The sequence below is a fragment of the Scytonema hofmannii PCC 7110 genome, assembly GCF_000346485.2.
In the GTDB taxonomy this organism is placed as follows: domain Bacteria; phylum Cyanobacteriota; class Cyanobacteriia; order Cyanobacteriales; family Nostocaceae; genus Scytonema; species Scytonema hofmannii.
Window position 1 is genome coordinate 5,714,469 of sequence record NZ_KQ976354.1, and the last position, 13,975, is coordinate 5,728,443.

10 protein-coding genes are annotated in these 13,975 nt (G+C 42.2%); 6 read left to right on the forward strand and 4 right to left on the reverse strand.

The genetic code is table 11. From position 1 onward, the window contains the following. Positions 1–17 precede the first annotated feature (17 nt). Complete coding sequence (locus WA1_RS23710; RefSeq protein ID WP_017740066.1) at positions 18–3,290, reverse strand: type 2 lanthipeptide synthetase LanM family protein; 3,273 nt, start codon at positions 3,288–3,290, stop codon at positions 18–20. 399 nt (positions 3,291–3,689) lie between these two features. Here WA1_RS23710 and WA1_RS23715 point away from each other — a divergent pair, with 399 nt between their 5' ends. The 3 genes from WA1_RS23715 (at position 3,690) to WA1_RS23725 (ending at position 6,356) form a co-directional block, all read left to right on the forward strand. Beyond that, positions 3,690–4,076, forward strand: coding sequence for an NHLP leader peptide family RiPP precursor (locus WA1_RS23715; protein ID WP_017740065.1), 387 nt, complete (start codon positions 3,690–3,692; stop codon positions 4,074–4,076). A 229-nt stretch (positions 4,077–4,305) separates the two neighbouring features. Then, entirely contained in the window at positions 4,306–4,686 is a 381-nt protein-coding gene (locus WA1_RS23720; RefSeq protein WP_017740064.1) for an NHLP leader peptide family RiPP precursor, read from the forward strand. Positions 4,687–5,096: 410 nt separating this feature from the next. Beyond that, a complete protein-coding gene (locus WA1_RS23725; protein ID WP_148662747.1) occupies positions 5,097–6,356 on the forward strand; it encodes a S8 family peptidase in 1,260 nt (419 codons plus the stop codon). Positions 6,357–6,500: 144 nt separating this feature from the next. Here the strand turns inward: WA1_RS23725 and WA1_RS23730 are convergent, their stop codons facing one another. The 3 genes from WA1_RS23730 to WA1_RS23740 all read right to left on the reverse strand — a co-directional run bounded on the left by WA1_RS23730 (position 6,501) and on the right by WA1_RS23740 (position 9,285). Beyond that, complete coding sequence (locus tag WA1_RS23730; protein ID WP_017740062.1) at positions 6,501–7,307, reverse strand: response regulator transcription factor; 807 nt, start codon at positions 7,305–7,307, stop codon at positions 6,501–6,503. A 107-nt stretch (positions 7,308–7,414) separates the two neighbouring features. Next, positions 7,415–7,939 (reverse strand): NHLP leader peptide family RiPP precursor, encoded by a 525-nt coding sequence (locus WA1_RS23735; protein WP_148662748.1) that lies wholly within the window; start codon positions 7,937–7,939, stop codon positions 7,415–7,417. Between the two features lie 410 nt (positions 7,940–8,349). Further along, entirely contained in the window at positions 8,350–9,285 is a 936-nt protein-coding gene (locus WA1_RS23740; protein ID WP_017740060.1) for a sensor histidine kinase, read from the reverse strand. A 466-nt stretch (positions 9,286–9,751) separates the two neighbouring features. Between WA1_RS23740 and WA1_RS23745 the strand changes: the two genes are divergently transcribed. The 3 genes from WA1_RS23745 to WA1_RS23755 all read left to right on the forward strand — a co-directional run bounded on the left by WA1_RS23745 (position 9,752) and on the right by WA1_RS23755 (position 13,937). Continuing rightward, positions 9,752–10,387: a sigma-70 family RNA polymerase sigma factor gene (locus WA1_RS23745; RefSeq protein ID WP_017740059.1), complete on the forward strand. Its 636-nt coding sequence runs from the start codon at positions 9,752–9,754 to the stop codon at positions 10,385–10,387. Between the two features lie 15 nt (positions 10,388–10,402). Continuing rightward, positions 10,403–11,365, forward strand: coding sequence for a DUF1822 family protein (locus tag WA1_RS23750; protein ID WP_017740058.1), 963 nt, complete (start codon positions 10,403–10,405; stop codon positions 11,363–11,365). 283 nt (positions 11,366–11,648) lie between these two features. Further along, on the forward strand, positions 11,649–13,937 hold the full coding sequence (locus tag WA1_RS23755; protein WP_017740057.1) for a CHASE2 domain-containing protein: 2,289 nt from the start codon (positions 11,649–11,651) through the stop codon (positions 13,935–13,937). The last annotated feature ends 38 nt before the right edge of the window (positions 13,938–13,975 follow it).

Sequence of the window (13,975 nt, forward strand, 5' to 3'; positions counted from 1 at the left end):
CTTAACGTTGAATACCGTTACTCCCACAGCAATACGGAAGGAAGTGATTCTGGATATGCTAGCCTCAGGAGTTCATAACCAATTCCAGCAGTGCCTTGAAAGAAACCAGGGTTGTAAATATCTCCGCGAAGTTCGGGAAATAGATAAAAAGTACCAACTTGCTTTGCTCTTGCTACAACCCATGCCGCTTGTTTTTGGACAGTGTTCCAGAGTTCGGGACGCGACAGTTTGCAGGCTCCTACCAATAGCACCTCCATCCTGCCAAAATTGCCGCAGCAGAGATGGTCGATGTTCTGCAAACCAAACTGTTGAGTTGTATTTAAAGCGACTGCAATCTCTTGTCGGATTTCAGGAGTATCGAGAATTTCCAGACCCCCCAAACGACCTAAACCAATGCCAGGAGCGCCATGACACCAATTGGTTATAAACGAAGGCTTACCCCCTTCAAGAGTAAAGGATCTTACGTCTGGCCAATTTCCAGCGTTGGGAGAAAATACACTGCGTTCGTAGGCGATCGCTTCTTCCGCCGCTTCTAGAAAAACCGTTTCTTGTGTGGTTTTGTACAATCGCAGTAGGGCGTAGGCAATGCCCGCCGCGCCATGAGAAAAGCCCGTCGCTAACTTGCCTTCTAGAGTTGCCCAAGCTCTAAATCCAGAATTGCTCTTGGTGCGATTTATCAGCAGATGATAACCTAAAGCAGTGGCTCGATCCAGAACAGCTGGATCTGATGAAGCTTGGTAGAAACTCAGTAATCCTAGTATTGCTCCTGCTGCCCCTGCTATTATGTCAAAGGAGCGATCGCTAGCAATGCTTTCCTGAGTTATTAAGGAGGCTGCAAGGCTAGCAATATTTAAAAGCTCCGGTTCATCTAGAGATTGACTAACCCTTACCAAGGCGTAAACTATAGACCCTAATCCAGTACTTCCACTGATACCCATTTGCTTGGTAATTCTACGCTGAAAACTTGTATCTGTCTCCTGCAAAGTTTTTCTCAGGGGCTGTAAGGCGCTCAGTGCTAAATCTCGAAATTCTGTATCATCCGTAACTTTTGCCAACGCTGCTAAAAATAAAGCGACTCCGCAAACACCATCATACAATCCATCCCCCAAGGGTTGAAGTTGCATCCGCTCAGCCTTGGGCAGGTATCCCATGCCAATCCAGGTAACACTACCATCGGCGGCTTGAATTGCTCGTTGTTGCAGTTCTTTGGCAATTTCCACTGCTTCATGCACCAGTTGTAATTGTGTCAAGTGAACAGTTGCATCCAAATCTAAACCAGCATTAACAAACGTACAGGGTGCGGTATCGGTCATGCCACGAGCAACCCGCGAGTAAAAAGAACCCCGAATAATTGCAATCTGTTGAGCTAAATCTGCATCATTAAGCCTCTGGAGATGTCTAATCATTCGATTATAACTAGGTTCTTTAAAATATCCCTCAATTATCAAATCAGGGTTGACTATCAGGGCATCACTACTGGAATCAGCAACAAAGTAAGGAATATCCATTTGTTCTAAGGCTTGGAGTTCCACCGCTAGCAGCGACCAGATTGGGGGTTTTGCGTCGGCTGCCAAAAACGCACGACTCAGTACATCCAGCTCAATACTATAGTCTACGCCATGGCGCAGGTAATTTGGATTGAGGGCTTTACCTAGAACATGAGAGTAGACTTGGGTAGGGCGAAACAAAAACCGTACTTTCTGATGAGCAAAGGCGGCTATTGGACTATCAGTTGCCAGAAGCACTTCTCGTCGCTCTGACAAGAACTGATACATCTGCCGGAAACCATCTATGAGTTCATTAACGTAATCATTTGGTGATAAGGTAATATCATTCAGCAAAGGTGTATTGGCTGCGGGTGGCATGATGCCAGGTTCATACTCCAGTGCCATGTTATCAGTGTTGATGTTCTGCCACTTTGGCATTCTAAAAGGGATTTCCCCGCCAGCTCCCCCCAAACCACTAATGTCGTGAGCGTTCCCTCCATCTGCCCCAAATTCCCATCTCGGCAGGAGTCCAGTCCACAGCACGGAATCTTCAAAAAATTGCTCATTGGCTAAGGATTGCGCCCCTACTTCATTTGTGGCATTAACCTCGCGGGCACGGGGATGCAGAAGGGTTTCCAAATCTACCAGCACTGGGTGTTCTCCACTGGCGATCAGATTTTCATCATGGCAGTCATTTCCTTGCAGCACATAGAGTAGACACAGCAGCATTCCGGCACGTTGGTAGTATCGCTGCACTGCAGCTTCGTCTTCACATGGCAAATGCTCTACAAATTCCATCCAGCCGTGGGTTTTGCAGTCGATAACTTTGAGTAACTTGAACGGCAACAGAACTTGCTGCTGATTACACCAGGCTAGTAACTCAAAATACGTAACTTCCAAGCCCAAGCTTCTAGGTTTGTATATCAGTTTCAATCCAGAGGCAAAGGTCAAAGCTATCACCGAGCGTCCCCTATTGTGAAGATCGGAGAGATTCAATTGGATGGCAACAACCTGACCTATATCTTTTTGGAAGTTTTGTTGTATGGTTGACAAGTTTAATGCTAACCGGTGGAAAAATTCCGCTTTTTCCTCCACCCAGAGATCCATTGCCGTTGCTACCAAGCGAGCTAAGACGTTGTACTTCTGGAAAATGGACAGTAACTTGCCTGTTTTCAGGTCTTTGACAAAAGTTTGGTACTGCTTATTAGAATTAAAGCCTATGTCTTGTCCTCCTCCCCATAAAAGAGTGAAAGCAGATTGCTTGAGCGCTTTAAATAATGAAAACTCTAACTGTAGCGGCTGGGCGGAAAGAGACGCTAACTGCAACAACAGTTGACGTTCCAGAGATATGTGAACTGCTTCCGACAGCAGTTGCCAACTAGCACCGACGTGTGCAATGAGTTTCTGTCGCGCTACATACACAAAGGGTAGATAAACTTCTTCAAAGGGAATTGGTTTTTCGATATCCAGACAGCGAGACGCATCAGCATCAGCTGTTTCCCAATCACTTTGTAAAACTTCCCGCAAAGTTTCTGTCCAGACAGGAAGCTGTTTTGGATCGACGAGGCGGACAGATCCAAGAACACTCCCGACAGCTTTAGAATCCAGTCCATCCCAGGCAAGACGTTTGGCAAATTTTTCTGGGTTGCTTTGTGCAACAACCTGACACCAGGTTTCCCACTGGGAGGTAATCAGCTTTTCGTTAGTTTGGGACTCATCAGGAATAAAGCACTCGCCCAATCTTTCAGTGAGTGTACTAGCTTGCTCAACTATTTTGATTAAATCTTGCCGTGAAACTTCCATTTTTGCATCCTGTTTTATTTGAAGCAGAATGTTTGTCCTACTGTTACTTAGATTTGTAGTTTAGGAGATGTAAAGCCCGAATCACAATCTACGATATTTCGGTAAGACTAACAATTTTTCAGCTTCTGCTTTGTACCTAATGGAAAAAGATGAAACTTGAGCAAGCCACTGGTCTTTTTTACCTTACTGTTTTCCTTATTAAATACTGTTGCTGATGAATGATTTTATTTTTTGATTTGCTAACTGCTTCACCATGTTTCAGTAATATATCTTCATTATGAAACTACTGTTTTTTAAGATTTTATACCTAAAAAAAGTACATTGACGCTTCAGTTTAGAAATCGATATTCTGGTTAGTGTCAATCCTAAATTGACAAAAGCAAGTAAGGAGAAAAGGAAATGCACGAAGAACTGAAACAAATCATCTCTCAGGCAATGAACAACCGATTCGAGTTCGAGCAGAAGCTCATTCAGCGGGCTTGGGAAGATGAGAACTTCAAGCAAGAATTGCTGAGCAATCCCAAAGCAGTTTATGCGAGGGAGTCAGGAGAAGAACTACCAAATGATCTGAAAATTGAAGTCATCCAGGAAACTGGAAACAAGGTCTACTTGATGCTTCCAAATAACCCTGCTTCAGCTATTACAAATGAGGGAGAATTATCAGAGGAAGCCCTGGAAGCAGTAGCAGGTGGTAAATATTGCGTGCAACGTAGTGCTGCACACAATACAGAGGGGTGTTCATGGTTTAGCTCTGCCTATACACGCAGCGCCAACAATAAGGTGTAAGAGTAAACTTAGTACGCTAGTAACCACTTGGAGTTCCGAACTATTATAACCTAGTGAGCCTTGACAGAGAATTCTGCTGGACTCACTAGATTCTCTGGGATAATTAACATTTAAGTGTCTCAGTTCGTTACTCCTCATTTTTTTGAATATCTTCCTAAACAATTCAAATAGAAAGTTGTTTCTTCCCATCAAGATTCTGAGTTATTAACAGAAGCAAGGAGAAAAGAAAATGCACGAAGAACTGAAAAAAGTCATTACTCAAGCAATGAGTACCCGCTTCGAGTTTGAGCAGAAACTCATTCAGCGGGCTTGGGAAGATGAAACATTCAAGCAAGAATTGCTCAACAATCCCAAAGCAGTTTATGCGAGGGAGTCAGGAGAAGAAATTCCAACAAACCTTGAAATTGAAGTCATCCAGGAAACAGCCAACAAGGTTTATTTAGTACTGCCAATTAACCCGGTTGCAGCTAATACATCTGAGGAAGAACTATCTGAGGAAGCTCTGGAAACAGTGGCAGGTGGTGTCGAGTGTACGTTCTTTAGTGCAGTAAGAGCTACATTTTGCATTATCAGCAGTAGAACAATAAGAAACGCCAACAACTTAACCTAAGCGTAAGTTTAGCACGTCAGTAATCAGCAATAAATTTCATTAGTACTGCCAATTAACCTGGTTGCAGCTAATACATCTGAGGAAGAACTATCTGAGGAAGCTCTGGAGGCAGTGGCAGATGGTGTTTGCTTAGGATTCACTTCCCTTATAATACATAAGTGTACTTAGTTTATTGCCACTAAGGTACGCAACCCTAAAGATAAGGTGTAAGTGTAAGCTAAGTACAGGATTGCACAAGTTCGTAACAATTTTCATCCCAATGCAATTGCTGCTCGTAGTAAGCGCTTAACCGCTTACTACAAACTTTTAACTGAGTTACTTAAATAATGCTACGAATTAATGCAATTCTGTACTTAACCCGCCAGTAGTTAATTAACAGTACATCCAACCTGCTCTAACAAGAGTGAATCTTGAGAAGGTCTTTAAATGCCATGAGAGATTTGAGACTACTCCAAAGAATCGTCACGTCAGGGGTGATTGCGACGACTGCGGTACTAGGAAGCCTCGTTGTCGAGGTTCAGGCGGCTACCTTCACCCTACCGATTGAACCAGCTGCCAAAGCTACAGGGGTTGATATTTTGCGCGATCGCTATGGTTTAGATGGCACCGGGATCACCATCGGTTTCATATCTGATAGTTTCGCCACAGCAGAGACTTTCGGCACCTCTGGCAACCTAGATACTTATGCAACCAACATAGCTGATAGCTACTTACCATCTGGCGTTAATGTGCTTAAGGACTACTCAGAACCTGGTGCCACGGATGAAGGTCGCGCCATCGCGCAGCTTATCCATGCTGTAGCTCCGGGAGCTAAGTTAGTATTCCACACAGGTGTGGGCGGTGTAGATGACTTCGGTCAGGGCATTCAGGCTCTAGCGGCTGCTGGGGCAGATATCATCGTGGATGATGTCGGCTATATCCCCCAAAATATCCCTGATGCGCCTTTAAACCTTCTAGATCTGGAGCCTCCGAATGGACTTATTAACCAGGCGATTAATGCGGTAGTCAATCAAGGAATTTCTTACTTCACTGACGCTGGTAATGATTTTCCCGAATTGCCAATTTATGGGCACACCAATAACCCAAATGCACTCACCGTTGGAGCAGTGTATTATGGGAACGCAAAATCCTACTCAAACCAGAGGTACGGCGTTGTTATAGAGCAGGGGCAATTGCAACCTTTTTCTTCAGAAGGTAACTTTAATTCCCTAAAGCCTGATGTTGTGGCTCCGGACGCACTGCCGATTTCCTTCGGCTTGGGCGGTGAAGATGCTCGCCGTGTTGCCAACCCCGGCTTCTTCGACTTCTTCGGTACCTCTGCGTCGGCTCCGTACACGGCTGCAGTGGCAGCATTGCTACTACAGGCAGATCCAAGCGCAACACCCACTGATATCTATAATGCTCTAAGAGATACGGCTGACAGTCCTTTGCCAGGTTTTGACTCCCGACTTGGCTTTGGTCTGATTCAGGGAGAGAAAGCCCTCATGGCACTCAATACGCGAGCCAAACTGAAAACAGTTCCCGAACCTTCCGCAGTTCCTGCCTTGCTGTGTATCAGCGTTCTAATTGCTAGTCTGTTTGTGAAACGGACTAAGCAAAGGTCAGAGATTATAGCAAAGCCCAGCGAGAGTCTCACCCTAGTTCACTCAGGACTTACCCAATTGCTATGAGGATATGCGATCGCACTCTTGCAGTCAAACTGCAAAAAGCTAAAACCACAACGTTTTGACTACCTGAAATGTTTTGCAGACAACTCATTTAGACAGTCAAAACGTTTTCTTAAAAAGTATGAAAATTCTATTGACGCTGTTATTTCAGTTATGTTTTATGCTATTTTGAATGCGATGCGCGTTTCTCCAAACTTGAGGCGTAGTTCCCTGGTATTGACGGAATTGACGAAAGAAATGTCCCGTATTTTGATAGCCCACTTTTTCAGCAATCTGCTCAATTGACTGGTTAGTCTCCAACAGCAATGAACACGCTGCTACCAGCCGACGTTCTACAATCCATCGGTTCACCGTAAGCCCAGTGAGGCGTCGCATGAGGTCAGTTAAGTAACCAGGAGCGTAACCCACTGCTTGGGCTACGTCACATAAACTAATTGGTTGGTGATAATTCTCTTCAATGAATTGGAAAACCTCACTTAAGTGCGGACAGGACGGAAAAATCGACTCACTAGTTGTGGCTTTTGCCTCCTCAGTAGCCTCAGGCGTTGAGATTTGCTGCAAAGCAGTGTACCACTGCTTCAGAGCAGCTTGTTTTTCTAATCGGGCGGCGATCGCAGCCAATAATTCCTCTACTGTAGTTGGCTTAGTCAGATAGTCATCAGCTCCCAACTTCATAGCGTGGCGAAGTTCCGCATTGCTAGCTTTAGCAGTCAGAAAAATGAATGGAATAATCGCTGTCATCGGATTTTGGCGCAGCGTGGTGAGGACACCGTAACCATCAAGTTCTGGCATCATAATGTCACAAATTACCAAATCAGGTAGATGTTTCTGCACCTGCTCAACACCAACAAGACCGTTTTGGGCACCGATGGCGTTGAACCCTTCTGTTTCCAAGGATTCTAAAAACATCTCTCGGCTTTCTGCTTCATCTTCTATTACTAAAATCTTTGTCATTGTTATCTCCAAGAGAGAGTGATTTTGAACTAAATCACAGCCATTTTTAGGTAAATAGACCACAGCCGTAAGGGCGCAATGCCTTGCGCCCCTACCAACGATGTGGTTCATGTAGGTGAAAACTGCTGTAAACCAAAAATATAAGGTTGAGATTGCCTCAAGATTGGAAAAGCGATTCCACCAGCAACCATCTCTAGTTGGGAATCACTCAGTTGCTGCTTATTCGGATTCATAGGAATGACGAGATGTCTGACAGTTGGCGTGCCTTCGTAAAAGCAAATAGTTAAATCCTCAGGTAAGTCTTCACCTGTTGCCTCTTTAATACCAGCCTTGGGGTTTTGGAGCAGTTTGGCTTTGAAGGCTTCATCAGCTAAAGCTCGTCTTATAACTTGAGCAATAATCAGATTTTGTTCTTCCAGATTGTACCTTTCTAGTTGCTCCTTCATTGGCAAAATATAATTTCGCAAGTTAAGCTTATCTTCATGCACTTCAATCTTTTTTAAAAACTCGGGAAGTTGCACCCCAAACTCACATAGTATAGGCTTGGGATCTGCAATGAAGCAGTTTTTGAATTGTTCATCAGACCATAGTCGCTCGAGAAGAAGTTTGTAGAAATAGATTCGTTTCGTCATTATATACCTTGACTTTTGCAAGTTAATTCTTGTAAAAGAGCTTTCCTTTTTATCTTCATATGCACCTTCAACCTCATAATTAGACTGGGTCAAGCTCCTTTCTTCCTAAATTTAGAGTTTAATGAGCGCCATAGCATTAACGGATTTTTTGCTCTTGATTCTTAGATTTTCAGCTTTTGATAAACGCTATGAATAACGCTTTTATTTCAATGAAATACATTCAAACAACTTTGGAATAGATGACATCGAACCCTTTTGCCTCCAAACATTCAACAATTATTTCTTAGTTTTTTGCTTCATCTTCGTTTGTCAAGATTTTTTTCATTATCTTCATATCAAATCCGTTTGTATCGGAATTATTTCTCTTTCCTCTCTCTGTGCTCTCAGCGTCTCTGCGGTTTTTTAATTATTCAGATGCTACCAGATTTGATATCAAAGGCTGGTTCCGTGACTGGTAATGTAATTGTAAACGTCGTACCCACACCGATTTCACTTGCCACGCTGATTTGACCGCCATGCAGGTCTACAAACTTTTTGACCAGTGCCAATCCCAATCCACTACCTGGTACATCGCCGACATTTTCAGCCCGATAATATGGCTCAAACAGTCTTTGTTGCTCTGCTTTTGGAATACCAATTCCCCTATCCTTAATCTGGAAAATCAGTTTTTTATCTTGATAACAGAGTATAACATCAATTGTGCTGCCAACTGGAGAATACTTGATTGCATTCGAGAGTAAATTCGTGAGAATGGGCTGTAGTAATTTTTTATCCACACAGACTGTTCTACAATCACCGCGACTGGCAAAAGTGACTGCATGGTGGCGGTTTTGACTCAAATTGAATTGAGCCAATATGTCATGGCAGAATTGGATCGGATTAAGTGGTTCTGGCTCAAACTTTAGCTTTCCTACTTCTGCTCTACCCAGCATGAGAACTTCATCCATCAATTGGCCGATCTGTTCAACTGCTGTTTGAAGGCGCTGTAAATACTGGAGTTTTTTCTCTTCACTCAAGTGGTGATAATAGCGTTTCAGCGAGCTGGTGGAGAAGGAGATGATGTTTAGGGGAGTGCGGAATTCATGAGAGATCATAGAGGCAAAGTGTGCTCTATGTTCAGCAAGTTGTTTTTCTTGTTCTAGAGCGATCTCTACCCGCTGACGCAAAGCTTTCTCGCGGCGTAATTCCTCATTAACATCACTTAATTCACCTAAAAGCTCTTGTATTCTCGACTCTAGCTCTTTATTAGTCTTCTGTAAAGCTACTGAGGTCTGCTTGCGTTGGCTGATATTACGGATCGAGATACGAGAATTGCGTTGCTTTGAAATGCAGTTGCCAAAAACCATAGTTCAACTCCATGTAATTACTGAATGAAGCTCTGAAAAATGAGTCCCTATAGGCATACCCCTGATAGTGTCTCAACTCACAAGACTCTTGCCAAACTCTTGAGTAATATATTCAAAACTTATGTAGTATCGATACACCCTCTTGAAAATCGACGTGTTACTCTAACTGTTTCTCTTGCTACTACGACTTCTTTTCTTCAAGAATTTAGTTTTTTTTACAAAAATTAATATTTCCTGCCAACAGGTGTTCTGCTCCAATGAGAGTTAGGGAGTAGGGAGTAGGGAGTAGGGAAGAGTCATTATAATTGCTAACCTCATTCAAACAGAACAGCTTATTTCTTGACTCAGAGACAAGATGTAAATGTTTGTAACAAATTTTGTGGTTTTACAGAAAGTAGTCCAACGAAGCGCGAGAAACTAACAGAAGTTCACGTCGGCTCTTCAATAAGGTTTAAGGTCTCAAATAATGAGGAGAGATGAACTTGATTCATATCTATTACAGCTTGCTACAAGAGCGCAGCGATATCCACCGCATTCTCAGGAACGGCAAATCGCTTTAACAAAGCTGATTCATGGCATCGTGCGCTTTGGTCATTTTTGGTATCCCTCAAAAAGTCAATTTTCAGGCAATGTTCAAGATATTTATAATGAGGCACGTCAGGAACTTTTTCTTTTTATTTGTCAAAATATTGACAAGTATAATCCGGAACGCGGTACGGTTATGGCATGGGTCAATGTTCTTTTGGAACGGCGATTTTTTAAAGACACTATTCGTAAATATCAGACTCACAGTCATGTAACAAAAATGACTATAACTGACCTGGATAGTTTTGCCGTACCTACCGAACCAAAAGACCTTACAGAAATAGTGAGGGAATGTATAGAATCAGACCCAGAAGACCTTTTCAAAAATGAGTATATAGAAAAATGTCCTCAAGCAACCTTTCAAGCATTAGCTCTGCGAAGAATGTCAGGAAAATCATGGAAAGAAATTTCAGAAGAATTTGAAATGAAAGTTCCTACAGTGAGCAGCTTTTATTACCGATGTCTAAAAAAGCTTTCTCCTAAGTTAAAAGAATACTGTGAGAATCAGGTAGATTAAGGAATAGGTATACAAATGAGAGGAAATTTATCAGAATCTTTAACCTTTATGGTACCGCTCGGCTTAGAAGCTCACGCACTTGCAGAACGTTTCCGAAAGAAACACAAGAGTCATCAGAAAGCCAAACAAGTTTATCTCAATACTTTGGCAGTATTTGCTGTCCAATTTTATCTACGTTGCATGGGAATTAAAACTTCTTGTGAAGGAAGTTTAAGTTGGGACTCAGTCATGCAAACTCTAATGGATGTTGCTGATTTAGAAGTCATCGGTTTAGGGAAAATAGAGTGTCTTCTAGTGTTACCAAATGAGAAAGTTATTCAGATTCCACCAGAAGTTTGCTTAGATAGAATTGGCTATGTAGCTGTACAGTTTGAGGACTTGCTTGCAGAAGCAACACTTCTCGGATTTGTCAAAACAGTTCCTTCTGGAGGCGAGTTACCTCTAAGCCAGTTGGATTACCTTGAAGATTTACTTATACACCTGAACCAAGCAACTGAAAAAATTAAACAACCAATTCACTTGAGCCAGTGGTTCATGAATGTTGTTGATCTCGGTTGGCAAACTATAGAATCGCTTCTAAATCCGCAACAACAAGCAGAATTAGTTTTTAAATTTAGAGGTGCTGAACACTATGAAGCTCTTCAATTAGAAAATTTAAATTCTAGTGTACAAAAAGGCAAAATACTGGACTTAGGACAAAATTCAAAAAGTCAACTAATCGCTTTAGTGGTAGGACTGATACCAGCTTCGAGAGAAGAAATAAACATTGGTGTTAAAGTTTACCCAATTGGAGAACAAAATTACCTACCAGAAGAACTTGAACTGACAGTATTGGATGAAGTTGGAATAACAGTCATGCAAGCGATCGCGAGAAACACAAAGAGCATTCAATTAAACTTTATTAGCGAAATCGGAGAACGTTTTAGCGTTAAAATTACTTTAGGTAATGTCAGCTTTACAGAGGTTTTTCTTACCTGAATGGCTGAATCTAAAACCACTGAGCGCTGATTATAATAAGTGGATGATCGAAAAGAAAAATCAGAATGTAAAGAAATGTAAAAATCTTTAAACCCCTTACCAATGACAAATGACAAATGACATTTATAGCGTTTCCTAGTCTGCTGAGAGACAAACTTATCTGCGTTCATCTGCGTTCATCTGCGGTTAATTCTTTCATCCTGTCCCTCACGAATGTGGGAATTGCTATAGTATTTGTTAATGTTATTTTGAAACTCCAAAATCCCAAGTTTAAAATGGGTCTATGGTGAAGTTAGTAGTTCTGAAAATAGATGGTGATTTAGAATACCAAGGGTTTCGGGTGACACTTGAGATTGGCTCGGAATTTGCTCGCCCAGAAATAGAAATCTCTGGTAAATTGCCAGCAGATCCCGACTTAGCAACCTGCTTAAACCAGTGGCAAAAAAAGTACCGCAGGTTGGGAATGCCAAGTCGCATTAAGCCCCAAGAAATTATTTATGATGGCTCCATCAATACGCGAATTTCAGAATGCAGTCAAAGAGGCAGAATTTTGAGCGATCGCCTGCAAAAGTGGCTTGACTCTGAGGAATTCCGCCCTATAAACAACACATTACGCGAAGAATTAAAACGAGATGAAACAATTCGAGTGCTAATTCGCACTGATAATAACGACTTACACTATATTCCCTGGCATTTGTGGGATTTTTTTAATAAGTATTCATTTGCAGAATTTGCCATAACTGCGACAGCGTCTGAAACCCCTCCGAAACCACCGCGTAAACCTAAAGTAAGAATTTTGGCGATTCTAGGTAATAGTCGTGGGATTGATGTTCAACTAGATCGTCAGTTGCTAGAAAATTTACCAAATTCCGAGACAGTTTTTTTGGTAGAACCGCAGCGCAAAGAGCTAAACAATTATCTGTGGCAACAGTGGGATATTTTCTTTTTTGCTGGGCATAGTGAAACTGCTAATGATATTGGTCATATTTATATTAATAAGACTGATAGTCTATCAATTGAAGAGTTAAAGTATGGTTTAAAAAGAGCAATTGAGCAAGGTTTACAGCTAGCAATTTTTAACTCTTGCGATGGTTTGGGATTAGCACGACAGTTAGCTTCTTTAAACATCCCGCAAATGATTGTCATGCGACAACCAGTCCCGGATGAAGTAGCACAGGAATTTTTAAAGAGTTTTCTTAAAGCTTTTTCGGGTGGTCATTCTTTGTATCAAGCTTTACGAGAAGCAAGAGAAAAGCTGCAAGGCTTAGAGGATAAATATCCCAATGCGACTTGGTTACCAGTTCTTTTTCAAAATCCCAGAGTTGTCCCCCTGACTTGGCGAGAATTAAGCACTCCAAAAATTGAGTCTAAACGTCATTTTATGAGTGTACTTATGGTGAGTGTGTTTGTCACAGCAAGTATAATGGGAGTCCGCTATTTGGGAATGCTACAACCTTGGGAACTGCGGGCATACGACCATTTAATGCAGCTGCGACCAGCAACTGAAAGCTCAGATTCACGTTTGTTAATAGTAACTGTTGATGAAGCAGATATTCATTATCAGAACCAGCAAGGAATGAAAGGGCGAGGGTCGCTCTCAGATAAGGCATTAACTCAACTGTTGCAAAAACTTGAGCGGTATCAACCAACAACAATCGGTATAGATATTTATCGTGATTTCTCTGTAGACCCCAACTACCCAGATTTAATGACTCGCCTAAAGCGGGATAATCGTATTTTTGCGGTGTGCAAAGTTCCTGCTGATTTTGATGGCGCACCTGATGGTATTCATCCCCCTTACGAAGTTCCAATAGAACGCCAGACTTTTAGCGATCTTGTAGCAGATGAGGATGAAGTCGCCCGTCGCCAGTTACTGTACCTCACTCCTCCTGCAAAGTCTCCCTGTACAGCAGAATATGCTTTTAGCCTTCAGCTTGCACGTCACTATTTGCGTGACAAAGGCATCAAGGCAAATATCACCCCAGAAGGGTATTTACAAATTGGCAAAGTTTTACTTAAACCAATAAAGGAACACACTAGCGGTTACCAACAAATCAATGCAAGGGGTTATCAAGTCCTGCTCAATTATCGTTCTTTAGGCAACCAGGAAAAAATTGCTGATTCCATCTCTCTTAAAGATGTACTGAATGACCATGACCACATCAACCCTGAGTTACTGAAGAACCGTATTGTCTTGATTGGAGTTACAGCCCCAAGCACTGCTGATTATTGGAGAACTCCTTTAAACAACAAAAAAGTACCGGGGGTATTTGTACAAGCGCAAATGATCGGTCATATCCTCAGTGCTGTTGAAAACCAACGCCCTTTGTTGTGGTGGTGGTCTTGGTGGGTGGAAACACTTTGGATGTGGGGATGGTCGTTGGTAGGAGGAATCATAGCGTGGCGTTGTTCCAAGTCACTGTACCTTGGGTTAGCAGTAGCTGGGGCGCTATTAACACTATTTGGAATTTGTTTTGGCATCTTTACACAGGCTGGCTGGATACCACTGGTTCCGCCTGCCTTGGCGTTAATATTAACCGCTATGGCTGTGGTATTGAGAATCAAAAAATAAAATTCCGGAATATAGGGATTGCCTGCTGATGTTATAAA